The following is a 23,782-nucleotide window of genomic DNA, read 5'->3' as shown; positions in this document are numbered from 1 at the left end:
GGCAGCCACCCTCCACCCGAACGGAGTCCTGATGCTCTCCCTGCTCTGGCTGCTCGTGGTCGGCCTGATCGCCGGCCTCCTCGCTCGTGCGCTGGTTCCCGGCAGGGACTCGATGGGGCTCGGCGCCACCCTGCTGCTGGGGGTGTCCGGCTCCGTCGTCGGCGGGCTGCTCCTCGGCCTGCTGTTCGGCGGCTTCCGGGACCGCGGGTTCAGCCCGGCCGGGATCATCGGCTCGGTCATCGGAGCCGTGATCGTGCTCGTCGTCCACAACCGGATCTCCGGACGGCGGGGCTCCGGCACCGGCGCACGCGGCGCGGCCTGAGCGACGTCCCGTGAGCACCGCCGCGTCGTCCCCACCGGAGCCATCGCCGGTGCCCGCATCCGCGGGCGGGTTCCTCCCGTCGAGGGCGCGGCAGCGCGCGCTGCGGAGGACGGTCGCGCGCTGCGGGCGCGTCCTGGTGGCGACGACGATCCTCACCACGGCACTGGTCGGCGCCGTCTTCACGCCCTGGCTGTGGATGCTCGTGTACGCGCCGACCCTGGGACTGCTCTTCGGCGGGACGGCGGCGCTCGCAGACCCGGACTTCCCCCGCGATCCGGCGTCCCGCCGCCTCGTCGTCCACGCCGCCGCGACGGGCGTCCTGCTCCTCCCGTTCGGAGCGGCCCTGCCCGCCCTGGGCTCGCTGGGCGGGGTGGCCGTGCTGGTCCTGCTCGTCGCGGGACCGCTCGTGGCGGCCGACCGGCTGACTGAGGACGAGGTGGACGTCCGTGACGTGGCCGGGCTGCGGTCGGTCCTGCCGCGGCTGCCGACTGCCGCGCTGGTCGAGACGTGGTCGGGCACCGAGGAGCTGCTCCGCTCGCCCCGGCACCGCGACCTGGCCACCGAGGTGCGCGGGCTCGTGCTCGACGAGCTGACCCGCCGGGACCCCGGTGGGGTCGCCGCCTGGCTGGCCGTGGGTGGCACCTCGCCGGCACCCCACATCAGGAGCGACCGGGACCTGGCCGGGTGACCGGCCCGGTCCCCGACGAGGCGGGGGCCGTCCCCGTCGTCGTCCGGGCCGGGCCGTCCGGTCAGCGGCCCGGGCGTCAGCGGCGCAGCTGCGCCCAGTCCTCGGGGTGCCGGTGGAGGTGCTCGGCCACGGACAGCGCCGGATGGCCGGTCAGGCGGGGGACGACGTCGCTCACCGCGGCGAGCTCGCCGGCGGCGATCGCCTCGTAGCTGGTCACCCAGCCCTCGATCTCCCAGTCCGGGGCGCCGGAGGGGCGGCGGGCGGCCCATCCCTCCGCCACCGTCTGCCGCCGGTAGGAGGCCGGGCGTCCGGTCAGCTCGCCGAGCAGCGCCGCCGCCTCGTCCAGCGACACCGCCGCGGGGCCGGTCACGTCGAGGACGGCACCGTCGAGCGCGGGAGAGTCGTCGAGCACGGCCGCGGCCCCGACGTCGGCGAGATCGTCGCGGGAGGCGAACGACGTCCGGCCCTCGCCGGCGGGTGCGGCGATCACCACCTCCTCGCCGTCGAGGACGGCGAAGTAGGGCACGAAGTCTGCGTACATGGCGTGCCGGAGGAACGTGTGCCGCGCGCCGGTCGCCGCGATGGCCTCCTCCGTGGCGGCGTGCTGGCGGGCGAGCGTGAACACCGCATCGGGTGCGGCGCCGAGGAAGGACGTGTAGACGATCCGCTCCACCCCGGCCTCTGCAGCCGCCCGCACCGCGGTGCGGTGCTGCCCCAGCCGGTCCTCGGCCTCGGCCGCCGACACCAGGTAGAGCGTGTGCGCGCCGGTCAGCGCTGCCCGCAGACCGGCGCCGTCGGCGTAGCCCCCGGCGTTCACCGCGACCTCCGCGCCGGGCAGTCGGGGTGCCCTGCCGGCGTCGCGGACGACGAGCCGCAGCCGCGCGCCGGCGGCGGCGAGCCGGGCGGCGACCCGGCCGCCGAGCGCCCCGGTCGCACCGGTCACGGCGATCGTGCGCGGAGGGCCCGACGTGGTGGTGACCTGCGGCATCATGTCCGGCACAACCCGGTGGCCACCTGGTCGCTTCCCTGGAGGACTGCATGCGCATCGGCATCCTGACCGGCGGCGGCGACTGCCCCGGCCTCAACGCGGTCATCCGCGCCGTGGTGCGCAAGGGCGTCGGGGAGCTCGGCGACGAGGTCGTCGGCTTCCGGGACGGCTGGCGCGGCGTGCTGGAGGACGACAGCGTGCCGCTGGACCTGGCGTCGGTGCGGGGTCTCCTCCCGCGCGGCGGCACGGTCCTCGGCACCTCCCGGACCAACCCGTTCGCCGTCGAGGACGGCCCCGAGCGGGTGCTCGGGACGCTGCGCCGCTCCGGCGTCGACGCGCTCGTCCCGATCGGCGGGGAGGACACCCTCGGGGTGGCCGCCAAGCTGGCCGAGACCGGCGGCATCCGCGTCGTCGGGGTGCCCAAGACCATCGACAACGACCTCGACGCCACCGACTACACCTTCGGCTTCGACACCGCCGTCGGCGTCGCGATGGAGGCCATCGACCGGCTGCACACCACCGGTGACAGCCACCACCGCACGCTGGTCGTCGAGGTGATGGGCCGGCACGCCGGCTGGATCGCGCTGCACGCCGGCATGGCCGGCGGGGCCAACGTCATCCTCATCCCCGAGCACCCCTTCGACGTCGACGCGGTCGTCGCGCACGTGCGGCACCGGTTCGACTCCGGGTTCTCGCCGATCGTGGTGGTCTCGGAGGGGGCCAAGCCCAGGGACGGCGCCATGGTGCTGTCCACGGGGGAGAAGGACGCCTTCGGCCACGTCCGCCTCGGGGGCGTGGGGCCGGCGCTGGCCGCGCTGATCGAGGAGCGGACCGGGCGCGAGGCGCGGGCCGTCGTCCTCGGGCACGTGCAGCGCGGCGGCACCCCGTCGCCGTTCGACCGGGTGCTGGCCACCCGCTTCGGCCTGGCCGCCGTGACGGCGGTGCACGCCGGCGAGACCGGGGTGATGGTCGCCCTGCACGGCACGGACATCGTCCGGGTCCCGCTGGCCGAGGCCACCGCGCAGCTCAAGCTCGTGCCGGCCGAGCGGTACGCCGAGGCGGAGGTCTTCTTCGGCTGACGGACCCCGCAAGTGTGCAACCGCCGACATCCCCTCCGGTGGGAACGGGTGCCGGCCGTACCCTCGGGGGCGTGAGTCTCACCGAACCTGCGCAGACGGTGCCCGGCCTGGACCGGTGGCGGGACCTGCCCGCCGCCCAGCAGCCGCGGTGGCCCGACCGCGACGCGCTCGACGCGGTGCTGGGCACGTTGTCCACGGTGCCGCCGATCGTCGCCCCCGCCGAGGTCGACACGCTGCGGTCCCAGCTGGCCGACGTGGCGCAGGGCAAGGCGTTCCTCCTCCAGGGCGGGGACTGCGCGGAGACCTTCGACCTCAACACCGAGCCGCACCTGCAGGCCACCACCCGCACGCTGCTGCAGATGGCGGTCGTCCTCACCTACGGCGCGAGCGTGCCGGTGGTCAAGGTCGGCCGCGTGGCCGGGCAGTACGCCAAGCCGCGCTCGTCCGACACCGACGCGCTCGGCCTGCCGTCCTACCGCGGCGACATGGTCAACTCGCTGGAGCCGGTGATGGAGCAGCGCATCCCGGACCCGAACCGGCTGGTGCGCGCCTACGCCAACTCGGCCGCGGCGATGAACATGATCCGGGCCTACGCCCGCGGCGGCCTGGCCGACCTGCACGCCGTCCACGACTGGAACAAGGACTTCGTCGCCAGCTCGCCGGCCGGCGTCCGCTACGAGGTCATCGCCCGCGAGATCGACCGCGCGCTGGCGTTCATGAAGGCGTGCGGCGTCGACTCCGAGGCGCTGCGCGCCGTCGAGCTCTACAACTCGCACGAGGCGCTGATCCTCGACTACGAGCGCGCGCTGCTGCGCATGCACGAGGGCCGCCCGTACGCGCTCTCCGCCCACTTCGTGTGGGTGGGCGAGCGCACCCGCCAGATGGACGGGGCGCACATCGAGTTCGTCTCGAAGCTGGCCAATCCGATCGGCGTGAAGATCGGCCCGACGACGACACCGGAGCAGGCGACCGAGCTCGTCGAGCGGCTCGACCCCGACGGCATCCCGGGCCGGCTCACGCTGATCAGCCGGATGGGCAACGGCAAGATCCGCGACGTGCTGCCGGGCATCGTGGAGAAGGTGACCGCCAGCGGCCACCAGGTGGTGTGGCAGTGCGACCCGATGCACGGCAACACCCACGAGTCGCCCAGCGGGTACAAGACCCGCCACTTCGACCGCGTCGTCGACGAGGTGCTGGGCTTCTTCAGCGTGCACCGGGCGCTGGGCACCTGGCCGGGCGGCATCCACGTCGAGCTCACCGGTGAGGACGTCACCGAGTGCCTCGGCGGCGCGATGGAGATCGGCGACGACGACCTCAACAGCCGCTACGAGACCGCGTGCGACCCGCGGCTGAACACCGGGCAGTCCCTGGAGCTGGCGTTCCTCGTGGCGGAGATGCTGCGTGGCTGACGGCTCCACGACCGCGACCCGGCCCGCCCCTGTCGACCTGCGGTCGGACACCGTCACCCGGCCGACCGCGGCGATGCGCCGCGCGATGGCCGAGGCCGAGGTCGGCGACGACGTCTACGGCGAGGACCCGTCGATCACCGCGCTCGAGGAGCGGGTGGCGGCGATGTTCGGCCACGAGGCGGCGCTGTTCGTGCCGTCGGGGACCATGGGCAACCAGATCGGCATGCGCCTGGTCTGCGAGCCGGGCCAGGAGGTCCTCTGCGACGCCGACGCGCACGTCGTCACCTACGAGATGGGTGCGGCCGCCGCGATCTTCGGCATCTCGACGCGGACGGTGGTGTCGGACGGCGGGCGGCTGGACGCCGGGCAGCTGATCGAGCAGGTCCGGCCGAAGGGTGACTGGCACCTGACCGCCACCGCGGCGATCGCGGTGGAGAACTCGCACAACCGCGGCGGTGGGCTCGTGCAGCCGCTCGGCGAGCTGCGCCGGCTGTGGGACTGGTCGCGCGGCGCCGGCGTCGCCGTCCACCTCGACGGCGCCCGCATCTGGAACGCCGCGGCGGCGTCGGGCACCGACCTGGCCACCTACGGCCGGCTGGCCGACACCGCGTCGGTCTGCCTGTCGAAGGGGCTGGGCGCACCGGTCGGCTCGGTGCTGGTGGCCTCGGCGGAGCGCATCGCGACGGCGCGGCTGTGGCGCAAGCGCCTCGGCGGCGGCATGCGGCAGGCCGGGGTGCTCGCCGCGGCCGGGCTGCACGCGCTCGACCACCACCTGCCCCGGCTGGCCGAGGACCACGAGCACGCGCAGCTGCTGGCCAAGCGGCTCGGGGTCGACCCGGCGACGGTGGAGACCAACATGGTCGTGCTCGACGACGTCCCGGCGCAGCTGGTCGCCGAGGCGGCCAAGGCACAGGGCGTGCTGGTCGGCCGGGTGAACCCGCGCCGGCTGCGGATGGTCACCAACCTCGACGTCGACCGCGCCGGGATCGACCGCGCCGCCGACGTCCTCGCGGGGTTGCTGGACCGGTAGGCCGCACCGCGTCGCGCCGTCCCGCCCGGGTCCACCAGCGCCGCGCGGGGTGGAGCCGCGTGCGCACGCGGCTCCACCCGGCGTGCCCCGGGTCGACCCGCCTCAGCCGGGGTCGGCGGCGGGGGCGACCGGGTCGCCGATCAGCGAGTTCAGCAGCTTGATGTCGGCGGCGTGGCCGCCGCACGGGTCGCCGTCGCGCAGGCTGGGCGTCTCCACCACCATCGGGACGCCCGCCGTCGTGCGGTGGTGCAGCAGCTCGGCGAACGGCCCGGTGCCGTAGGGGCCGGAGCCGATGGTGCCCTCGCCGATCGTGGTGTGCCGGTCCCGCCGGGACCCGCACTCGTCGAGCGAGTCGTTGACGTGCACCAGGCCCAGCCGGCCGGGGCCGACGGTGGCCTCCAGCGCGTCGAGGGTCGCGGTCATCCCGCCGGGGACGGCGAGGTCGTGCCCGGCGGCCCAGGCGTGGCAGGTGTCGAAGCAGACGCCGACCAGCGGGTGGTCCTCCAGCGCCGCGAAGTAGGGCCCCAGCTCCTGGACGGTGGCGGCCAGCGCCTTGCCACCGCCCGCCGTCGGCTCGATCAGCAGCCGCGGGCCGGCCGGGTCCGCGGCCTCCAGCACCGGCAGGAGCCGCTCGTGCAGCTGGCGCAGGGCGGCTTCGTGGCGGTCCTCGCCGACCGCCGAGCCGGCGTGCACGACGACGCCCTGGCAGCCCAGCTGCGCCCCGCGCCGCAGGTTGTGCGCGATCGAGGCCAGGGACTGCTCGACGGTGGCCTCGGTGGGGGAGCCCACGTTCACCAGGAACGGCGTGTGGATGAACGAGGGCACGCCCCGCTCGGTGCAGCCGGCGGTGAACAGCGCGTCCTGCGCCGCGTCGCCGTCGGTCAGCTTCCAGCCCCGGGGGTTGCCCACGAAGACCTGGACGGCACGCGCGGCGACGGCGTCGGTGTAGGCCAGGCCGCCCTTGGCCAGCCCGCCCTTGATCTGGATGTGCGCGCCGACGGGCGGCACGCCGGGGGAGGTGGTCGGCACGGGGAGCGGCGCCTATCCGAAGGTGAGCAGGATGGCGATCTGGGTGCCCTGCTCGACGGTCTCGCCCGGCTTGATGCTCTGCCGGCGCACCCGGTCACCGAAGAAGCGGGTGGACTCCACCTGCAGGCCGGCCGCCTCCAGGGTGGCGATCGCCTCGGCCTCGCCCATGTCGACGACGTCCGGGACGGTGACCATCGGGACGCCCGCGGAGACCTGGATCCGCACGGTGCTGCCGTAGGGCACCGGCCCGGCCGACGGGGCCGGCGTGACCGCCATGACCTCGCCGACGTCGACGGCGTCGCTGCGGCCGTCCTCGGCGCGTTGCACGGTGAAGCCCAGCGCCTGGAGGTTGCTCGTCGCCTGCTCCGGGCTCTGGCCGGTCACGTCGGGCACCGCGACGGGTTCCCGGCCCTGGCTCACCACGACCGTGACGACCTGGTCACGCTTGAGCTGGGTGCCGGCGGGTGGGTCGAAGCGGATGACGCTCCCCGGCGGCACGGCGTCGTCGTAGTCCTGGCCCCGCGTGATCTGGACCGGCAGCTCCTCCTGGATGCTCGCCTCGGCCTCCTCCACCGGCCGGCCCACCAGGTCGGGGGAGACGACGTAGCGCTCGGGGCCCTTGGAGACGACGACGCGGACGTCGGTGCCGCGGATGACCTCGCCCGACGCCGGGTCGGTGGAGACGACCTGCCCGTCGGGCACCGTCTCGTTCCACTCGGAGACCACCGGGTCGGGGTCGAGCCCGGCGTCCTGGAGCAGGTCGATCGCCGCGGCCTCCTCCTTGCCGGTCACCGCCGGGACGTCGGTCCAGCGGCCGGAGCCCAGCCACCAGCCGACGGCCCCGATCGTGACGGCCATCAGCAGGATGATCGCGATGAGCAGCCGGGCGCGGCGCCGGCGGACGTGGTCGGGGACGCCCGGGCGCGGGCGGGCCGGGGCGGGGCGCCGTCCGTGCACGTCGGTGGTGGGGCCGGCACCCATGCCCGGCAGCGTGCTGGTGCGCGCGGCCCGGGAGCCGCGGCCGCCGAGCACCGCGGTGCCGGGGTTGCTCGGGTGCCCCGGCCGCGGGCGGGTGGGGCGGTTGGTCGGCCGCAGCGTGCCCGGGCCCGCGGTGCTCTGGCCGGTCGGCACCGGGACCGGCTCGATGCCGAGGTCCTTGCGGACGTCGTGCAGCTCGGCCAGGAAGGCTCCGGCGTCCAGCGGGCGGCCGGCCGGGTCGCGGCGCGTGGTGCGCGCGACCAGCTCGTCGACCTGCCAGGGCAGCCCGGGGACCTCCGCCGACGGCGCCGGGACGTCGTGGTGCACGTGCTGGTACGCGACGGCCAGCGGGGTGTCGCCCCCGAACGGCGGGTGGCCGGTGAGCATCTCGAACAGCACGATGCCGGCCGCGTAGATGTCGCTGCGGGCGTCGGCGCGGCCCCGCTCGAGCTGCTCGGGGGAGAGGTAGGCGACGGTGCCGATCAGCACGCCGCCGGTCTGGCTGGTCTGCCCGGTGCCGACGACGGCGCGGGCCAGGCCGAAGTCGGCGACCTTGACCAGGCCGTCGACGCCGATGAGCACGTTCTCCGGCTTGATGTCGCGGTGCACGATGCCGGCCCGGTGGGCGGCGGTGAGCCCGGCCAGCACCGGCTCGAGCACGGCGAACGCCTCGGCGACGGTGAGCCGGCCGCGCGCGCTGAGCAGGTCGCGCAGCGTGCGGCCGCGCACCAGCTCCATGACGAGGAACACCAGGCCCTGGTCGCTGCCCTGATCGCTGACGCCCACCACGTTGACGTGGCTGAGCATCGCCGCGGCGCGCGCCTCGCGGGTGAACCGGTCGACGAACGTCGGGTCGTGGGCGAGGTGCTCGGCCATCACCTTGACCGCGACGGTCTTGTGCAGCCGCAGGTCGGTGGCCGCGTAGACGGTGGACATGCCGCCGCGCGCCAGCCGCTCCTCGAGGCGGTAGCGCCCCTCGAGAACGAGGCCGACCACGGGGTCGGTCACGGCGGTGTCCACCCGGCCGAGTGTAGGAGGGTGACCGGCACCCGGGGTCCTCCCACGCGGTGCGGGGTGCGCCTGGTACGCCTGGTGCGCATCGGTCAGGTGCGCCGGACCACCCCGGCCGGGGTCACGGTGTCCCGGGGCAGCGAGCGGACGTCCGCCAGGCCGCACACGACCATGGCGTGCGCCAGCTCGTCGGTCAGCCCGTCGAGCACGGCGGCCACCCCGCGCTCGCCTCCGGTGGTGAGCCCCCAGGCGATCGGCCGTCCGAGGAACACCGCAGACGCGCCGAGGGCGAGGGCGGTGAGCACGTCCGAGCCCGAGCGGATGCCGCCGTCGGCGTAGACCTCGACGTCGTCGCCCACCGCGTCGACCACCTCCGGCAGCGCGTAGGCGCTGGAGACGGCGGGGTCGGCCTGCCGGCCGCCGTGCGTGGTGACCCAGACGGCGGCGGCGCCGGCCTGCACGCACCGGACGGCGTCGTCACCGCGCAGGACGCCCTTGACCACGACGGGCAGCCCGGACAGCTCGCCGAAGCGGGCGATCTCGTCGAAGGTCCAGGTCGCGGTCGCCAGGCCGTCCAGCGTCGGCTCCTCGCCCTCCGGCGGCCGGTTGGCCATCCGGACGCCCGCGCGGTGGACGAAGTCGTGCCCCATGTCGCGCCGGCGCCGGCCCAGCACGGGGACGTCGACGGTGAGGACGAGGGCGCGGTAGCCGGCGTCCCCGGCGCGGCGGGCGAGGTCGTCGGTGTGCCGTTCGGAGTGCAGCCGGTACAGCTGGAACCACTGCGGGCTGCCCGGCGCGGCCGCGGCCACCTCCTCGAGGCTGTTGTTGGCGCTGGTCGACACGGTCATCAGCGCGCCGGTGGCGGCGGCGGCGCGGGCGGTGGCCAGCTCGCCGTCGGGGTGGGCCATCGCCTGGTATGCCCACGGGGCGACCCCGATCGGCGTGCGCACCGGCGAGCCGAGCAGCTCGGTGCCCAGGTGCGCCGTGGTGATCCCGCGCAGCACCCGCGGCCGCAGCCGCCACGCGCGCCAGGCCCCGGTCGCCTCGCGCATCGTCGTCTCGGTCTCGGCGCCGCCGGCGTAGTAGTCGTAGACCGGCTCGGGCAGCAGCTCCCGCGACCGGGCCTCCAGCAGGGCCAGGTCGAGGTAGGGCGTCTCCGGGCGCGGATCCTCGGCGACCTCCGCGCCACCGTCCTGCGCAGGCTGTCCCGGCACCGGGCTGCTCGCTGAGTCCATGCTCGCCATAGGCTCGCACTCTATGGACACGCTCACCCCCGCGGAGGTGGCCCGGCTCCTGGGCACCTCGCCCAACCGGGTCCGGCAGTTGCTGCGCGACCGGAAGCTGATGGCCGTCCCCGGGAGCGGTAACGGCAAGATCCCGGCCGAGTTCCTCCAGGACGGCGCCGTCCTCAAGCACCTGCCCGGTCTGCTGACCGTCCTGCAGGACGGCGGGTTCACCGACGAGGAGGCGTTCGACTGGCTGTTCCGCGAGGACGAGTCGCTGCCCGGCACGCCGGTGCAGGCGCTGCGGGACAACCGGCACACCGAGGTGACCCGCCGGGCCCAGGCCCTGGCGCTCTGAGCCCGGTGCATCCGGAGGGCCGGGCCGGGGGGAAGCTGCAGACGTGGAGCAGCTGACCTACCTGGGCCTCCTGGCCGGCTGCCTGGTGGTCACCGCGCCGCTCGAGCTGGTGCTGGGCGTGCGGGTCTACGCGCGCTGGCGGCGCCTGCTGCTCGCGGTCGTCCCGGAGTTCGTCGTCTTCGTGGTGTGGGTCCTCTACGCCATCGCGCAGGGGCACTGGGACTACAGCGAGGTGCGGACCCTCGGCGTCCGGCTGCCCGGCGGCATCCCGCTCGAGGAGGTGCTGTTCTTCCTCGTCGTCCCGCTGTGCTCGGTGCTGGCGCTGGAGGCGGTGCGGAAGGTGACGCGGTGGGACGCCGGCTACCCCGCCGAGGAGGCCCTGCCGGCCGGGGAGCGGGCCGCGCGATGAGCTACTCGACGCTGGCCGTGCTCGCGGTCGTCGGCGTGCTGGTCGTGGACCTGGCCGTCTACCGGACGCGCATGGTCACCCGCCCGGTGTTCTGGGTCGCCTACGCGATCATCGTGACGTTCCAGCTGCTGATGAACGGCGTGCTCACCGGCCTGGACGTCGTCACCTACGACCCGGCCACCATCTGGGGGCCGCGGATCGCCTACGCGCCGGTCGAGGACCTGCTCTTCGGGTTCGCCATGGTGACCCTCACCCTGGCCAGCTGGGCCGCGGTCAACCGGCGGGCGAACACCGCCAGGCGGCGCGGCTTGGACACCGACACCCGGCCGTCGAGCACCCGGTAGTCCGCCCGCTCGATCTCGGTGAGGATGCCGCCGTAGAGGTCGGTGGCGGCCCGCACGCAGTCGCGCGACTCCGGCGCGAGCATCGGCGTCCCGGGTGCGGCGTCGTCGTACCGCCGGCGGACGATCGCCACCATCTCGCGCATCAGCGCGGCGAAGCGGGCGTCGTGCCGCCGCTCGAGCAGCTGCTCGCGGGTCACCCCGTGGGCGGCCATCAGGTCCGCCGGCAGGTAGACCCGGCCGCGGTCGGCGTCCTCGGCGACGTCGCGGAGGAAGTTGGTGAGCTGGAACGCCTCGCCCAGCGCGACGGCGTGCGGGGCCGCCTCCTCGCGGAGCACCCCGGGGGCGGTGCCGAGGACCGGGAGCACCTGCAGCCCGATGACCGACGCCGAGCCCCACATGTACCGGTCGAGGGCGTCGAGGTCGGCGTAGCCGGTGACGTCGAGGTCGCTGGTCATGGCGGCGAGGAAGTCGACGAGGTGCTCGACCGGGATGCCGTAGCGGCGGTAGGTGTGCACCAGCGCCAGCCGCACCGGGTCCTCCGACCAGCCGGCCTCCAGCTCGGCGAGCACCGCGCGCGACCAGTCGGCCAGATCGCGCTCGGGGTCGGCGCCGGGCTCGTCCACCAGGTCGTCGGCCACGCGTGCGGCGGCGTAGAGGGCGTGCACCGCCGTCCGGCGGTCGGGGGTGAGCAGCCGGGTGGCCAGGTGGTAGCTCTTGCCGTGCCGCGCGGCGATCTGCGCGCAGTGCCGGTAGGCGGCGCGCAGCTGCTCCTGCCGGTGGGCCTGGGTGCCCGGGGGCCGCAGCGCCGTCATGCGATGTCCATGGTTCGGCTCCGGCCTCGCTCCGCTCCTCGCTCGCAGTCCCCCGCAAGCGGGAGGTGCCCCCACTCGCTGCGATGCTCACTCACCCGTCGCCTCACGACGCAACCACGCCCGTGATCCGCTCGGCCGCCAGCCGGCCGCTCATCAGCACCATCGGCACCCCGACGCCGGGCTGCACCGAGGAGCCGGCGAGCACCACGTTCTCCGGGCCCCGGCGGGGCAGGGTGGATGGCCGGAACGGGCCGGTCTGGCCGAAGGTGTGCGCCAGCGCGAACGGCGTGCCGGCGGCCATGCCCTGCTCGGCCCAGGTCAGCGGGGTGTCCATGTGCTCGACCTCGATCGCGTCGGTGACCCCGGTGAAGCCCCGCGCCTCCAGCGTGGCCAGCAGCTCCTCGCGGTAGCGGGGCGCCAGCGCGGCCCAGTCCAGGTCGGGGTTGCCGCCGCTGCGCCGGTCGAGGTTCGGCGTCGGGGCGACGACGCTGAGCACCTGCCCGCCGTCGGGGGCGAGGCCGCGGTCGGTGACCGACGGCATGCTGATCAGCAGGCTCGGGTCGCTCATGGGGCGTCCGTCGCGGGTGAGCTCGTCGAACACCTGCTGCCACGCCGCGCCGAAGCTGATCGTGTGGTGCGCCTGGCCGGCCAGCGGCGCGCGGACGCCCAGGTGCAGCGCGACGCAGGACGGCGAGTACACCGGCCGGCGCGGGCCGCGCAGGCCCGGCACCAGGGTGTGCGGTGCGTCGGCGGTGACGACGACGGCGTCCGCGGGCAGCCGCTCGCCGTCGGCCAGGCGGACCGCACCCACCCGGCCGCCGGAGGTCTCCAGCTCGGCGACCGTAGCGCCGTAGCGGAACACGACCCCGGCGTCGGCCGCGGCGTCGGCCAGGGCGCGCGGCACCGCGGCGATGCCGCCCTCGGGGTGCCAGACGCCGGCACCGATGTCGAGCTGGGCGATCACCGCGTAGGCGGCGATGGCGCGGAAGGGGGAGACCCCGGCGTAGAGGGCCTGGAAGCTGAACAGCCGGCGCAGCCGGTCGTCGGTGAAGGCACGCTCGACGTGGCCGGACAGCCGCCGGAAGCCCCCGCGGCGGGCGAGGCCGAGCAGCTGGGGGCCCAGCAGGTCCAGCGGGGAGTCGAGGTTGCGGTCGATGAAGGTGTCCAGCTGCAGCCGGTACAGCTCGGCGAGGTCGGCCAGGTAGCGGCGCAGCGCGTCGGCCTCGGCCGGCCCGCAGAGGGCGGCGACCTCGGCGGCGAAGGCGTCGGGGTCGGCGTGCACGTCCAGGTGCGTGCCGTCGGCGAACTGGGCCCGGTAGCTGGTCCGCAGCGGGTGCAGGGTCAGCCGGTCCTCGAGCTTCTCGCCGACGGCGGCGAGGGTGTCGGCGACGACCTCCGGGGCGGTGAACACCGAGGGGCCGGTGTCGAGGGCGTACCCGTCCTGCTCGATCCGCCCGGCCCGGCCACCCGGCCCGTCGCCCCGCTCGACCACCACGACGTCGCGGCCGGCGCCGCGCAGCCGCAGCGCGGTGGCCAGCCCGGCGAGCCCGGCGCCGATGACGACGACGCGGTCGGTGCGACCCGGAACGGTGCGGACCATCAGGCGGTGCGGGCGGTGGCGGCGACCGCGAGCGCGTCGAGCGCGGCCCGGGCGTCGTCGGCGATGGGTGCCTCGGCGATGGCGTCGCGGGCGCGGGCGGTGCTGACCGTGATCCGCTGCTCGACGCGGTCGCGGGCGCCGGTGGAGACGAGCAGGGTGCGCAGCGCCTCGAACTCGTCGGGGCCGGCGTCCGGGTTGCCCAGCAGCTCGTGCAGCAGCCGCCGTCCGGCGTCGTCGGCCACCTCCTCGGCCAGCGCGACCAGCAGCGTCTGCTTCCCCTCGCGCAGGTCGTCGTCGGCGGACTTGCCGGTGACCTGCGGGTCGCCGAACACCCCGAGCAGGTCGTCGCGCAGCTGGAACGCCTCGCCCAGCGGCAGGCCGATGGCGGCGAAGGCCTCGACCACGGCCGGGCCGGCGCCGGCGATCGCGGCGCCGAGCTGCAGCGGCCGCTGCACGGTGTACCCGGCGCTCTTGTAGCGGGCGACGGTCAGCGCGCCGTCGGGCCCCGGGAGGCCGCCCGCCGCGCGCAGCAGGTCGAGGTACTGCCCGGCGGTGACCTCGGTGCGCATCGTGTCCCAGACCGCCCGCGCCCGGCCGAGGGCCGCCTCGGAGATGCCGGAGCAGCGGAGCATCTCGTCCGACCACACCAGGGCGAGGTCGCCCACGAGGATGGCCGCGCCGACGCCGAAGAGCTCCTGGTCGCCGGAGAACCCGTGCGAGGTGTGCCGGTCGGCGAAGCCGATGTGCGTGGTCGGGCGGCCGCGCCGGGTGCCGGCGGCGTCCATGACGTCGTCGTGCACGAGGGCGCTGGCGTGCACGAACTCCAGGGCCGCGACGGCCCGCAGCACCGCGTCGTCGTCCTCGGCGGTCCCCGGCCCCTGGCCGCGGGCGCCGCGCCAGCCCCAGTAGGCGAAGGACGGGCGCAGCTTCTTGCCGCCCTCGGCGACCGCGCAGACCTCGTCGACCACCGGGACCAGGCTGGGATCCATGCCGGCGAGGGTGGCGCGCTGCTGGTCGAGGAAGCCGACCAGCGCATCGGCCACCGCGGCGCGCACCCGGTCGAGGTCGGCGGCCGCCAGCGGTGGTGCGGGGCGGGCGGACTCGCGCTGCTGCGCCCCGGCGATCATGAGGTCAGTATCGCCCAACCCGATGGGACGCGGCCCCACCAGCAGGGCAGCTGACGTGCTCCGCTCCATCGTTCCTCCGTCACAGGTCGCAGGTTCACGGCCTCTTCCGTGCCCGGAAGCGACCCGGATGCACCCTCGGCGGCGGAAGTTCCGCGGCACCACCGCGGGTCGCCGTCCGGGCGCCACTACCCTCGGGTGCCGTGACCCCGACCGTGCGCGAGCTCCTCGCCAACGACCGGCCCACGTGGTCGTTCGAGTTCTTCCCGCCGAAGACGCCGGCGGGGGAGGAGCAGCTGTGGACGGCGCTGCGCGAGCTCGAGCGGCTCCGCCCCTCGTTCGTGTCGGTCACCTACGGGGCCGGCGGCTCCACCCGCGAGGGCACCGTCGCGATGACCGAGCGGATCGCCGCCGAGACGACGATGACCCCGCTGGCGCACCTGACCGCCGTCGACCACAGCGTCGCGGAGCTGCGGCACGTGATCAGCCGGCTGGCCGCCGCCGGGGTCCGCAACCTGCTCGCGCTGCGCGGCGACCCGCCCGGCGCCGATCCGCAGGCGGAGTGGGTCGCCCACCCCGAGGGGCTGCGCTACGCCTCCGAGCTGGTGGAGCTGATCCGCTCCATCGGCGACTTCTCCGTGGGTGTGGCCGCGTTCCCCGAGCGGCACCCGCGCTCCCCGGACTTCGACACCGACGTCGAGATGTTCGTGGCCAAGTGCCGGGCGGGTGCGGACTACGCGATCACCCAGATGTTCTTCCGCGCCGAGGACTACCTGCGGTTGCGCGACCGGGTCGCCGCCAAGGGCTGCGAGGTCCCGGTCATCGCCGGTGTCATGCCGGTGACCAACGTCCGGCAGATCACCCGCATCGTCGAGCTGTCCGGGCAGGCGTTCCCGCCCGAGCTCGCCGACCGCTTCGCCGCGCTGGACGGCGACCGCCCCGAGGACAAGGCCGCGGTGCGGGCGTTCGGGGTGGAGGTGGCCACCGACCTGTGCCGGCAGCTGCTCGACGAGGGCGTGCCCGGCATCCACTTCATCACCATGAACCGGTCGACGGCGACCCGCGAGGTGTTCACCAACCTGGCCACCAGCGCCCCGGCGGCCGTCCGCTGATGACGCCGGGCCTGCGCACCGCGGTCCCGGCATGAGTGCGTCGGCGGTGCGCCCGGACGGCGACGCCGTGCTGCAGCGCGCCGGCCGCCGCGCCTGGGCGCTGCTCGGGCTGGTCGGCGTGCTCGTGCTCGGCTACCTGGTGCTGCGCGAGGTCAGCGTCGTGGCGACCCCGCTGGCGGTCGCGCTCTTCCCGGCGGCGGTGCTGTGGCCGGTGGCGGCGTGGCTGCGGCGCAGGCACGTGCCCTCCACGGTGGTGGCGCTCGTCCTCGTCGTCGGGCTGCTCGGGCTGCTCGGCCTGGCGCTCTGGCTCGTCGTCCCCCGGTTCGCCGACGAGCTCCCGGCGCTGGCCGACAGCGTGGAGGACGCGCTGGGTGACCTCGAGGAGCTCGTCGACGGGACACCCTTCTCGCTGCCGGTCGCCGTCGACGAGGGCGGCCTCGCCGACATGGCCCGGGAGGCCTTCTCCGCGTTCGGCGGCGGGAGCGGTGCCCTGGACCAGGGCCTGCAGGTGGCCCGGACCCTGGGGGACGTGGCGACGGGCGTGGTCCTCTTCCTCGTCGCGCTCTTCTTCTACCTGCGCGACGGCGGACGCATCTGGTCGGGGATCACGAGCCTGCTGCCGGATGGGGCGCGCCGGCACGCCGACCGGGTGTCCGGTCAGCTGTTCTGGACCCTCGGCGCCTACTTCCGCGGGCAGATGGTGGTCGCGCTCGCCGACGCGGTGTTCATCGGCATCGGCCTGGTGCTCCTCGGCGTCCCGCTGGCCCTGCCCCTGGCGCTGCTGATCTTCCTGGGCGGCTTCTTCCCGATCGTCGGCGCCTTCGTGTCCGGCCTGCTGGCCGTCCTGGTCGCGCTCGCCGACCAGGGGCTGACGACGGCACTGCTGGTCCTGGCCGTCGTGGTGGTGGTCCAGCAGGCGGAGGGCAACCTCCTGGAGCCGCTGATCCTGAGCCCGGTGCTGCGGCTGCACCCGTTCCTGATCATCCTCGCCGTCACGGTGGGCGGGGTGACCTACGGCGTCCTGGGTGCCTTCCTCGCGGTGCCCCTGACGGCCTGCCTGGCCCGCGTCGTCGACTACGTCCGCGGCCGCGAGCCCGACGCCGGTCCCGGCTGGGCGGACGGCGACGGGGAGCGACCGGCGGACGCGGCCGAGCCCGAGCGCCGCGAGGGTGCCCGGACGGGGGACGAGAGCTAGTGGCGCGCCGGCGGCGCCTCCAGCACGTCCGCCGCCTCCGCCGCGGCCCGGCGCAGCCCCTCCCGCTCGGAGACGTACCCGCCGGCCACGCCGACGACGGGGAGGTTGGCGACCGCGCGGGCCAGCAGCCGGCCCTTGGGGCGGGCGTCGAGGGCGTCGTCGATCCGGCCGAGCAGCCGCGCGGCGCGCCAGAGGGTGCGTGCGGCGCCGGCGACCCCGCGGCGCTCGTCCCGGCTGCCCAGCGCGCCCTCCACGTAGGTGCCCTTCGCGGGGGTGAGCAGGGGCTCCACCTGGGCCGCGGTCAGGTCCCGGTCGAGCAGCACCCGGGCCAGCAGCGACACCCGTTCGGCCGGCGCCTCCACGCCGTGCTCCCCGGCGACGCCGAGCACCACGAGCGACTGGACCGCGGTGCCCACGGTGTTCTGCAGCGGCAGCAGGTCGGCGAGCTTGCCGGCGAACCGGGGGACGGCGGAGACCCCGGCCGCGACCCGGGAGACCTGGTCGGCCCACCACTCGTCGCGCTCGTGCCGCGGCAGCGCAGGTGGCCGGCCGAGACGGGTGGCCAGCGGGGTGAGCAGCCGGTCGACCCGGCGCAGGACGTCGACGACGACGGCGTCGCTGATCGGAGGTGCCATGGCGGGGTCCTGCCCCGGACGGCGGCCGGGCACGCGCGCCGGGCGGTGTGATCCCCGGACCGGATGGACGGCGTGGGCGAGGGCACTCCCCTCCTCGTCGCCACCGCCGCCCGGTGTCCAGGCCTGCCGCAGATCCGTGGACGGGCGTCTGAGCTGCGGTTTCGGTTGGCGGTGACCGTTCGACCGGGTAGTCGGGCGAGGCCGTCGGCGTGCTTCCACGCCGGGCGCCACCGGTGCGCCGATGGCCGCGCGGCCGGTGCACCCGGTGCTGGTCCTCACCGGTGGTGACCAGCGGCCGGCGGCACCGGGCGGCCGGCGATGCGGCGTTCCGGCCGGCGGACGTGCTGCGCCGAGGACGCTCGCCCGGCGCGCCGGTCGGAGGCGGTGCGGCCGTACCGTGCGCCCCGTGATCACCGGAGCCGCCGTGCTCGCCTGCGTCCTGCTCGCCGGCCTCGCCGTCTTCCAGGTGCTGCTCGCCGCCGGCCGTCCGCTGGGACGGTTCGCGTGGGGTGGGCAGCACGACGTGCTGCCGCGGGGCCTGCGCGTCGGGAGCGCGGTCTCCGTCGTCCTGTACGCGCTCTTCGCCGTGGTGATCCTGCAGGCTGCCGGCCTGCTCGCGGTGCTCCCGGCGGCCGTGGCCGACATCGGCATCTGGGTGCTGACCGGCTACTTCGCCCTCGGCATCCTGCTGAACGGCATCTCCCGCAGCCGGCCCGAGCGGTTCGTCATGACGCCGCTGGTGCTGCTGCTCGCCGCCTGCTGCCTGGTGACAGCGCTCGCGTAGCCCGCCTGCGCCGCGGAGGCGGTCCGGGCGATCCGGAGGGCCGGTGCCGCGGACTACGGTGGCCGCCATGGCGTCCGGTTGGCGGGCGGCGGCTCCGCGCTGGGCCGTCGTGGGGGTGGTCGTCGCCGTCGTCGTGGCGCTGCCGGCGATCGTCGGCGCGCTGCCGGTCGCCGACTCGGCGGTCCCCGCGGCCGAGCTGCGCGCGACGGTCCTCGCCGCGGACGACGTGCGCTACTCCGGGTACGCCGAGTCCGCCGGTGGGCTGGCCCTGCCGGTGACCCGCCAGCTCGACTCCGTCGCCGACCTGTTCAGCGACCGCACCGAGATGCGCGTGTGGTGGCGGGGCCCCGACGACCACCGCGTCGACGTCGTCACGGCGGCCGGCGAGACGGGCATCCACCGGGACGCCCGGGGCACCTGGACGTGGGAGTACGAGCGCGCCACCGCGACGCGCGAGGCCGCCACGCCGTTCGCCCTGCCCGCGCCACCGGACCTGCTGCCCTCGACCCTGGGCCGCCGGTTGCTGTCCGAGGCCACCGACGAAGAGCTGACGCGGATCGGCGCGCGGCGGATTGCCGGGCGGGACGCCCTCGGGCTGCGCGTCACCCCGGCGGAGCCCGCCTCGGCGGTGCGGCAGGTGGACGTGTGGGTGGACCGGGCGAGCGGCCTGCCGCTGCAGGTGGTGGTGCTCGGCGAGGCCTCGGAGGTGCCGGCCCTGGACACCCGGTTCCTGGACCTCGACCTGTCGGCCCCGGACGCCGCGACCACCGCCTTCGTCCCGCCTCCCGGCGCGGCCGTGCGCACCGCGGAGCAGGCCGGGATCGTGCTGGAGGCGGGGCGCCGGCTCGGCCCGGTGCGGTTCCCCGGCACCCTGGCCGGTCTGCCGCGCCGGACGCTCGAGGGGGCACCGCCCGGCATCGGGCTCTACGGGCGCGGGGTCACCCTGCTCGCCGTCGCCCCGGTGCCACCCCGGCTGGCGGACGGCCTGCGCCGCACGCTGGCGCAGAGCCCGGCCGCCGTCACCGACGACACCAGCATCCGCATCGCGGCTGGACCCGTCGGACTCATGCTCGTGGACCCGCAGGACGCGAGGCCGTTCCTGCTCACCGGGACGGTCAGCCTCGACGCGCTGGTCGAGGCCGCCGCGCAGCTGCCGGTGCTCGTGCGGCAGCGGTGAGCTCGGTGATCGCGACCCGGGGCCTGGCCAAGCAGTACGGCCGGCTGCGCGCGGTCGACGGCATCGACCTCGACGTGCGCGCCGGTGACGTCTACGGCTTCCTGGGCGCCAACGGCTCGGGGAAGACGACCACCGTCCGCATGCTGCTCGGCCTCGTGCTGCCCACCCGGGGCGAGATCGACCTGCTCGGGGAGCGGATGCCGCGCGCCGGCCGCCGCGTGCTGCCCCGGGTGGGCGCGCTGATCGAGGCGCCCGCCGCCTACGGGCACCTGTCCGGCCGGGAGAACCTCGCGCTGCTGGACGCCGCCGGCCCCGGTGGGGCCCGCCGCGACCGGCGCCGCCGGGTCGCCGACGTGCTCGAGCAGGTCGGTCTCGGTGGCGTGGGCCGCCGGCCGGTGAAGGCGTACTCGCTGGGCATGCGCCAGCGCCTCGGCCTCGCCGGCGCGCTGCTGCGCCGTCCCGAGCTGCTGGTCCTCGACGAGCCCACCAACGGGCTCGACCCGCAGGGCATCTCGGAGATCCGGGAGCTGCTCCTGGAGCTGCACCGCGGCGGGACGACGATCTTCCTGTCCAGCCACCTGCTGGCCGAGGTCGAGCAGCTCTGCTCGCGGGTGGGGGTGCTCGACCGCGGCCGGCTGGTGCTGCAGGACGACCTGGCCACCCTGACCGCCCCGACCGGCGCCACCGTCGTGCGCACGCCCACGCCGGAACGGGTGCGGGCCACCCTCGACGGCCGGGTCGCCGCCGTGGACGGCGAGCGGGTCGTGGTGCGCGGCGGCGATCCCGCCGAGGTCAACGCGCTCCTCGTGGGCGCCGGGATCCCGGTCACCGGCCTCGCGCCGGAGCGCCCGACGCTGGAGGAGGTGGTCCTGGCGGCCGCGGCCACCAGCGCCGACCGGGTGGAGCGCGCCCTGTGATCGCCGTCGAGCTGCGCAAGCTGTTCCGCCGGCCCCGCACCTGGGCGACGATCGCCGTCCTCAACGCGCTGCCGGTGCTCGTGGCGGTGCTGCTGGTCTGGACCGACCTGGCGCCCCGGCCCGGCGAGGGCCCGCCGTTCCTCTCCGCCGTCCTCACCAACGGCGCGCTGTACCCCCTGGCCGCCCTGGCGATCGTGCTGCCGCTGTTCCTGCCCATCGCGGTGGCGGTGGTCGCCGGCGACTCGGTCGCCGGCGAGGCGCAGGCCGGCACGCTGCGCTACCTGCTGGCCCGGCCGGCCGGGCGGACCCGGCTCCTGGTGGCCAAGCTGGTGGCCGTCCTCGCCTTCGTGCTGGTCACCGTGCTGGTGGTGGCAGCCGTGGGCTACCTCGTCGGGACGACGCTCTTCGACGCCCAGCCGGGCGCCGCGACATCGGTGTCCGGGACGTCGCTGACGCCGGAGGAGCTGGCCGTGCGCACCGTGCTGGCGATCGGCTACGTCGCGGTGTCGATGCTCGGCGTCGCGGCCTTCGCGCTGTTCTTCTCGACCACCACCGACTCGCCGCTCGGAGCCACGATGGGCGCGCTGGCCGTGCTGGTCACGTCGTCGCTGCTGTTCACCCTCGACGCCGCCTCGCCCATCGCGCCCTACCTCCCCACGCGCTACTGGCTGGCGTTCGTCGACCTCTTCCGCGACCCGGTCCTGTGGCGGGACATCACCCGCGGGCTGGCGCTGCAGGCGGTCTACGTGGGCGTGCTGCTCGCCGCCGCCTGGGCGAACTTCACCACCAAGGACGTCACCAGCTAGCCGCCGTCAGCCGCCCAGCCGGCCGCAGTCGGCGGTGTCCAGGGGCACCAGCGCCCCGGCGGTGAGCTGCTCGAGCACGATCGCCTGCACCAGCGGATCGCGTGGCAGCTGGCCGTGCCCGACCCGGTTGTCGGCGCAGACCGACTGCACGGTCAGGTTCAGCGCACCGTCGAGCCGGGCCGAGTCCGGCGGGGTGACCGTGCGGTCGAGCGTGGTCCAGACCGACACCCAGCCCACCCCGTCCGGCGTCTCGTCGCCGGCGTTGAGCCGGGCGAGGACCGGGCTGTCGGTGGCCAGCTGCCGGCACCCCTCCGGGCAGGAGGACGGCGCGACCTGCCCGGCCAGGTCAGCGAGGCTCGTGCCGTGGTGCGGCGCGCCGAGGGTCACCACCCGGCGGGCCACCCCCGCGCCGCCGTCGGCGACCCAGAGGCGCGCGACCACCCCGCCGGCCGAGTAGCCGACGACGTCCACGCTGTCCTCCCCGGTCCGCTCCAGAGTGGCGCGGGCCGCCTCGTCGAGCGCCGCGGCCGCCTCGCCCAGGTCGCCCGTCCCGTTGCCGGGCAGCGGCACCACGGACGCATCGCGGCCCGCCGAGACCAGCCGGTCGGCCAGCGTCTGCAGGGCCGCCGTCCCGCCGCCGTACCCGGGCACGAGCAGCACCGGGCCCGGCCGCGCCTGGGGGCCGGGCCCCTCGGCCTCCGGGTCCTGCGCGACCAGCAGCACCCCGAGGGCCACGACGGCGGCGGTGACGAGGGCGAGCACCGACACGACCAGACGGCGGCGGGCAGGGGAGAGGCCGGCGAGCACTCACCTACTGTCCCTGGTGCAGGCACCGGCGCCACCGGACGGTGCCCGGGCGCGGGAGGGGGCGGCGTGCTGAGCCGGGAGGAGTACCTCGCCGAGTGGTCACGCTGGCACGGCGGTGCCGACACGCAGGTACCGCTCGTGCGCGGGTGGCTGTCGCTCGCGCACGCGCTGGCCCGGCCGCTGGCGGCCCTGCCCCCGGTCGTCGCCACCGCGGCCGGCGTGGTCGTCGCGGCTGCCGCGGTGCCCCCGGCGGCCGCCGGAGGCGCCTGGCTGGTCCTGGCCGGCCTGCTCGTGGGGCTGTCCGGGCTGCTGGACAGCCTCGACGGCGCGCTGGCGATCGGCACCGGCCGCGCGTCGCAGCGCGGCTACGTCCTCGACTCCGTCGTCGACCGGCTCACCGAGGTCGCCTACGCGGCGGCGCTGTGGGTCGCCGGTGCCCCCGGCTGGCTGGCCGTCGCCTTCGGCGCGCTGTGCTGGCTGCCCGACTACCTGCGCGCCCGGGCCGGGCAGGCCGGGGTCCACCGGACCGGCCCGATCTCGCTGTGGGAGCGGCCCACCCGCGTGGCCATGGCCGGGCTCACGCTCGGCGGGGCCGGCGTGGTGTCCGGCCTCGAGGTGGCGGGGGTGGACGGTGCGGTGCTGACGGTCACCGCCGGTGCCGCGGCCGGCGTGCTGCTCGGCGCGGTCGGCACGGTGCAGCTGGGCCGGTGGCTGCGCGGAGAGCTGGGCGGCCCCGGCTCGGGCGAGGTCCCGCCCCCCGACTGACCGGCCCGCCCGGTGCCGGCGGCCACCTCGGCAGGGCGTCCGGCCAGCGTGGGACCTACTCTGTGCCAGGCGGCGACCGCTGCCGTGCCCCGCCCGTTCACCGCCGCGGCCTCCCGGCGCACCGGCGCACCGCGCTCCGGCACCAGGACCGTATCCGAGGAGCCCTCCCGTGCCCGTCGTCGTCACCGGCTCCATCGCCACCGACCACCTGATGACCTTCCCCGGTCGCTTCACCGAGCAGTTCGTCGAGGGCCAGATGGAGAACGTCTCGCTCTCCTTCCTCGTCGACGACCTCGTGCAGCACCGCGGTGGCGCCGGCGCCAACATGGCGTACGGGCTGGGCCTGCTCGGTCTCTCGCCGGTGCTCGTCGGCGCTGTCGGCAGCGACTTCGCCGACTACGAGGCCTGGCTGTCCCGGCACGGCGTCGACACCCGCAGCGTGCACTGGTCCGAGCTCAAGCACACCGCGCGGTTCGTCTGCACCACCGACGAGGCGAACAACCAGATCGCCTCCTTCTACTCGGGCGCGATGGCCGAGGCCTCGCAGATCGAGCTGGCGCCGGTGGTGGCCCGAATCGGCAGCCCGGACCTCGTCGTCGTCGGCCCGAACGACCCCACCGCGATGGTGCGCCACACGCAGGAGTGCCGGGACCGCGGCTACCCGTTCGTCGCCGACCCGAGCCAGCAGCTGGCCTGGGCCGACGGCGCGATGATCCGCGACCTTGTCACCGGCGCGGAACTGCTGTTCACCAACGAGTACGAGTCGGCGCTGCTCCTGCAGAAGACCGGCTGGAGCGCCGACGAGGTCCTGGCCCGGGTGGGCACCTGGGTGACCACCCGGGCGGCCGACGGCGTCCTGGTGCGCCGGGCCGGCGAGGAGTCGCTGTCGGTCATCGCCGTGCCCGAGACGAAGCCGGTCGAGCCCACCGGCGGTGGCGACGCGCTGCGCGCCGGGTTCATCGCCGGCCGGACGTGGGGCCTGGGCCTGGAGCGCTCCACCCAGCTCGGGTCGGCCGTCGCCACCGCCGCGGTCGAGGTCATCGGCACCCAGGAGTACGACCTGCCGCGGGAGAGCTTCCTGTCCCGCTTCGCCGAGGCCTTCGGCGCCGAGGCCGCCGACGAGGTCGCCGCGCACCTGCCGTGACCCCGTCGCCCGCCGGGGGACACCGCGGCCATCCGC

General features: G+C 75.8%; 24 protein-coding genes and 1 pseudogene. 16 read left to right on the top strand and 9 right to left on the bottom strand.

Translation table 11 applies throughout. The annotated features are described in order from the left end of the window. Nucleotides 1–31: 31 nt before the first annotated feature. Nucleotides 32–322 carry a GlsB/YeaQ/YmgE family stress response membrane protein gene (locus O2W17_RS00995; RefSeq protein ID WP_269190528.1) on the top strand — a complete coding sequence of 97 codons (291 nt, stop codon included), beginning with the start codon at nucleotides 32–34 and terminating at the stop codon, nucleotides 320–322. Nucleotides 323–371: 49 nt separating this feature from the next. Further along, on the top strand, nucleotides 372–1,010 hold the full coding sequence (locus O2W17_RS00990; RefSeq protein ID WP_269190527.1) for a hypothetical protein: 639 nt from the start codon (nucleotides 372–374) through the stop codon (nucleotides 1,008–1,010). A gap of 76 nt (nucleotides 1,011–1,086) precedes the next feature. Here the strand turns inward: O2W17_RS00990 and O2W17_RS00985 are convergent, their stop codons facing one another. Continuing rightward, complete coding sequence (locus O2W17_RS00985; protein ID WP_269190526.1) at nucleotides 1,087–1,953, bottom strand: NmrA family NAD(P)-binding protein; 867 nt, start codon at nucleotides 1,951–1,953, stop codon at nucleotides 1,087–1,089. A gap of 95 nt (nucleotides 1,954–2,048) precedes the next feature. On the opposite strand from O2W17_RS00985, the gene O2W17_RS00980 reads away from it, so the two are divergent. The 3 genes from O2W17_RS00980 (at nucleotide 2,049) to O2W17_RS00970 (ending at nucleotide 5,516) form a co-directional block, all read left to right on the top strand. Continuing rightward, the gene (locus tag O2W17_RS00980) at nucleotides 2,049–3,077 is read left to right on the top strand and encodes a 6-phosphofructokinase (protein WP_269190525.1); all 1,029 of its coding nucleotides are present in this window, start codon (nucleotides 2,049–2,051) and stop codon (nucleotides 3,075–3,077) included. A 71-nt stretch (nucleotides 3,078–3,148) separates the two neighbouring features. Beyond that, nucleotides 3,149–4,486: a class II 3-deoxy-7-phosphoheptulonate synthase gene (locus O2W17_RS00975; RefSeq protein WP_269190524.1), complete on the top strand. Its 1,338-nt coding sequence runs from the start codon at nucleotides 3,149–3,151 to the stop codon at nucleotides 4,484–4,486. Then, nucleotides 4,479–5,516, top strand: coding sequence for a threonine aldolase family protein (locus O2W17_RS00970; protein WP_269190523.1), 1,038 nt, complete (start codon nucleotides 4,479–4,481; stop codon nucleotides 5,514–5,516). Before O2W17_RS00975 ends, O2W17_RS00970 begins: the two co-directional genes overlap by 8 nt. A 102-nt stretch (nucleotides 5,517–5,618) precedes the next feature. Here the strand turns inward: O2W17_RS00970 and O2W17_RS00965 are convergent, their stop codons facing one another. From O2W17_RS00965 to O2W17_RS00955, 3 genes are all read right to left on the bottom strand, one after another. After that, complete coding sequence (locus tag O2W17_RS00965) at nucleotides 5,619–6,545, bottom strand: deoxyribonuclease IV (RefSeq protein ID WP_269190522.1); 927 nt, start codon at nucleotides 6,543–6,545, stop codon at nucleotides 5,619–5,621. A 12-nt stretch (nucleotides 6,546–6,557) separates the two neighbouring features. Continuing rightward, nucleotides 6,558–8,543, bottom strand: a complete 1,986-nt coding sequence (gene pknB, locus O2W17_RS00960; RefSeq protein WP_269190521.1) for a Stk1 family PASTA domain-containing Ser/Thr kinase — start codon at nucleotides 8,541–8,543, stop codon at nucleotides 6,558–6,560. Nucleotides 8,544–8,626: 83 nt separating this feature from the next. Continuing rightward, nucleotides 8,627–9,769, bottom strand: a complete 1,143-nt coding sequence (locus tag O2W17_RS00955; protein WP_269190520.1) for an alpha-hydroxy acid oxidase — start codon at nucleotides 9,767–9,769, stop codon at nucleotides 8,627–8,629. 22 nt (nucleotides 9,770–9,791) lie between these two features. Between O2W17_RS00955 and O2W17_RS00950 the strand changes: the two genes are divergently transcribed. From O2W17_RS00950 to O2W17_RS00940, 3 genes and pseudogenes are all read left to right on the top strand, one after another. Continuing rightward, complete coding sequence (locus O2W17_RS00950; protein ID WP_269190519.1) at nucleotides 9,792–10,115, top strand: Rv2175c family DNA-binding protein; 324 nt, start codon at nucleotides 9,792–9,794, stop codon at nucleotides 10,113–10,115. Between the two features lie 43 nt (nucleotides 10,116–10,158). Further along, nucleotides 10,159–10,524, top strand: coding sequence for a lycopene cyclase domain-containing protein (locus O2W17_RS00945; RefSeq protein ID WP_269190518.1), 366 nt, complete (start codon nucleotides 10,159–10,161; stop codon nucleotides 10,522–10,524). Beyond that, a pseudogene (locus O2W17_RS00940) lies at nucleotides 10,521–10,730 on the top strand (lycopene cyclase domain-containing protein); the annotation flags it as partial. The gene O2W17_RS00945 and the pseudogene O2W17_RS00940, both read left to right, overlap by 4 nt. On the opposite strand, the gene O2W17_RS00935 reads toward O2W17_RS00940, so the two are convergent. The 3 genes from O2W17_RS00935 to O2W17_RS00925 all read right to left on the bottom strand — a co-directional run bounded on the left by O2W17_RS00935 (nucleotide 10,727) and on the right by O2W17_RS00925 (nucleotide 14,407). Beyond that, nucleotides 10,727–11,680: a phytoene/squalene synthase family protein gene (locus tag O2W17_RS00935; protein WP_269190517.1), complete on the bottom strand. Its 954-nt coding sequence runs from the start codon at nucleotides 11,678–11,680 to the stop codon at nucleotides 10,727–10,729. The pseudogene O2W17_RS00940 and the gene O2W17_RS00935 overlap by 4 nt on opposite strands. A 103-nt stretch (nucleotides 11,681–11,783) precedes the next feature. Continuing rightward, the gene (gene crtI, locus O2W17_RS00930) at nucleotides 11,784–13,280 is read right to left on the bottom strand and encodes a phytoene desaturase family protein (protein ID WP_269190516.1); all 1,497 of its coding nucleotides are present in this window, start codon (nucleotides 13,278–13,280) and stop codon (nucleotides 11,784–11,786) included. Continuing rightward, the gene (locus O2W17_RS00925) at nucleotides 13,280–14,407 is read right to left on the bottom strand and encodes a polyprenyl synthetase family protein (RefSeq protein ID WP_269190515.1); all 1,128 of its coding nucleotides are present in this window, start codon (nucleotides 14,405–14,407) and stop codon (nucleotides 13,280–13,282) included. The genes crtI and O2W17_RS00925 overlap by 1 nt, the downstream gene beginning before the upstream one ends. 200 nt (nucleotides 14,408–14,607) lie before the next feature. On the opposite strand from O2W17_RS00925, the gene metF reads away from it, so the two are divergent. Both metF and O2W17_RS00915 read left to right on the top strand, forming a co-directional pair. Beyond that, the gene (gene metF / locus O2W17_RS00920; RefSeq protein ID WP_269190514.1) at nucleotides 14,608–15,516 is read left to right on the top strand and encodes a methylenetetrahydrofolate reductase [NAD(P)H]; all 909 of its coding nucleotides are present in this window, start codon (nucleotides 14,608–14,610) and stop codon (nucleotides 15,514–15,516) included. Between the two features lie 31 nt (nucleotides 15,517–15,547). Further along, nucleotides 15,548–16,711 carry an AI-2E family transporter gene (locus O2W17_RS00915; protein WP_269190513.1) on the top strand — a complete coding sequence of 388 codons (1,164 nt, stop codon included), beginning with the start codon at nucleotides 15,548–15,550 and terminating at the stop codon, nucleotides 16,709–16,711. Here O2W17_RS00915 and O2W17_RS00910 read toward each other — a convergent pair. Then, entirely contained in the window at nucleotides 16,708–17,346 is a 639-nt protein-coding gene (locus O2W17_RS00910; RefSeq protein ID WP_269190512.1) for a hypothetical protein, read from the bottom strand. The two genes, O2W17_RS00915 and O2W17_RS00910, sit on opposite strands and share 4 nt — an antisense overlap. Nucleotides 17,347–17,752: 406 nt before the next feature. Here O2W17_RS00910 and O2W17_RS00905 point away from each other — a divergent pair, with 406 nt between their 5' ends. The 4 genes from O2W17_RS00905 (at nucleotide 17,753) to O2W17_RS00890 (ending at nucleotide 21,030) form a co-directional block, all read left to right on the top strand. Beyond that, complete coding sequence (locus O2W17_RS00905; protein ID WP_269190511.1) at nucleotides 17,753–18,130, top strand: hypothetical protein; 378 nt, start codon at nucleotides 17,753–17,755, stop codon at nucleotides 18,128–18,130. 67 nt (nucleotides 18,131–18,197) lie between these two features. After that, nucleotides 18,198–19,307 carry a sigma-E factor regulatory protein RseB domain-containing protein gene (locus O2W17_RS00900; protein ID WP_269190510.1) on the top strand — a complete coding sequence of 370 codons (1,110 nt, stop codon included), beginning with the start codon at nucleotides 18,198–18,200 and terminating at the stop codon, nucleotides 19,305–19,307. Between the two features lie 5 nt (nucleotides 19,308–19,312). Then, the gene (locus tag O2W17_RS00895; RefSeq protein ID WP_269190509.1) at nucleotides 19,313–20,224 is read left to right on the top strand and encodes an ABC transporter ATP-binding protein; all 912 of its coding nucleotides are present in this window, start codon (nucleotides 19,313–19,315) and stop codon (nucleotides 20,222–20,224) included. After that, entirely contained in the window at nucleotides 20,221–21,030 is an 810-nt protein-coding gene (locus O2W17_RS00890) for an ABC transporter permease (RefSeq protein ID WP_269190508.1), read from the top strand. Before O2W17_RS00895 ends, O2W17_RS00890 begins: the two co-directional genes overlap by 4 nt. A 6-nt stretch (nucleotides 21,031–21,036) precedes the next feature. Here O2W17_RS00890 and O2W17_RS00885 read toward each other — a convergent pair whose 3' ends face one another. Further along, nucleotides 21,037–21,837, bottom strand: a complete 801-nt coding sequence (locus tag O2W17_RS00885; RefSeq protein ID WP_269190507.1) for an esterase/lipase family protein — start codon at nucleotides 21,835–21,837, stop codon at nucleotides 21,037–21,039. 66 nt (nucleotides 21,838–21,903) lie between these two features. Between O2W17_RS00885 and O2W17_RS00880 the strand changes: the two genes are divergently transcribed. Both O2W17_RS00880 and O2W17_RS00875 read left to right on the top strand, forming a co-directional pair. Next, nucleotides 21,904–22,602: a CDP-alcohol phosphatidyltransferase family protein gene (locus tag O2W17_RS00880; protein ID WP_269190506.1), complete on the top strand. Its 699-nt coding sequence runs from the start codon at nucleotides 21,904–21,906 to the stop codon at nucleotides 22,600–22,602. Nucleotides 22,603–22,771: 169 nt separating this feature from the next. Continuing rightward, complete coding sequence (locus O2W17_RS00875) at nucleotides 22,772–23,746, top strand: carbohydrate kinase family protein (protein WP_269190505.1); 975 nt, start codon at nucleotides 22,772–22,774, stop codon at nucleotides 23,744–23,746. The last annotated feature ends 36 nt before the right edge of the window (nucleotides 23,747–23,782 follow it).

It is taken from the genome of Blastococcus sp. VKM Ac-2987, assembly GCF_026967805.1.
Classification (GTDB): Bacteria; Actinomycetota; Actinomycetes; order Mycobacteriales; family Geodermatophilaceae; genus Blastococcus.
Note: the sequence above shows the minus strand (reverse complement) of the source record. Positions and strands in the feature narration are given on the sequence as shown.

Bases quoted from the DNA above. Each gene is read 5' to 3' on its own strand.
- O2W17_RS00900 (WP_269190510.1), top strand. From the start codon at position 18,198: ATGGCGTCCGGTTGGCGGGCGGCGGCTCCGCGCTGGGCCGTCGTGGGG.
- O2W17_RS00925 (WP_269190515.1), bottom strand. From the start codon at position 14,407: ATGATCGCCGGGGCGCAGCAGCGCGAGTCCGCCCGCCCCGCACCACCG.
- O2W17_RS00995 (WP_269190528.1), top strand. From the start codon at position 32: ATGCTCTCCCTGCTCTGGCTGCTCGTGGTCGGCCTGATCGCCGGCCTC.
- O2W17_RS00955 (WP_269190520.1), bottom strand. From the start codon at position 9,769: ATGGACTCAGCGAGCAGCCCGGTGCCGGGACAGCCTGCGCAGGACGGT.
- O2W17_RS00980 (WP_269190525.1), top strand. From the start codon at position 2,049: ATGCGCATCGGCATCCTGACCGGCGGCGGCGACTGCCCCGGCCTCAAC.
- O2W17_RS00935 (WP_269190517.1), bottom strand. From the start codon at position 11,680: ATGACGGCGCTGCGGCCCCCGGGCACCCAGGCCCACCGGCAGGAGCAG.
- crtI (WP_269190516.1), bottom strand. From the start codon at position 13,280: ATGGTCCGCACCGTTCCGGGTCGCACCGACCGCGTCGTCGTCATCGGC.
- O2W17_RS00915 (WP_269190513.1), top strand. From the start codon at position 15,548: ATGAGTGCGTCGGCGGTGCGCCCGGACGGCGACGCCGTGCTGCAGCGC.
- O2W17_RS00910 (WP_269190512.1), bottom strand. From the start codon at position 17,346: ATGGCACCTCCGATCAGCGACGCCGTCGTCGTCGACGTCCTGCGCCGG.
- O2W17_RS00950 (WP_269190519.1), top strand. From the start codon at position 9,792: ATGGACACGCTCACCCCCGCGGAGGTGGCCCGGCTCCTGGGCACCTCG.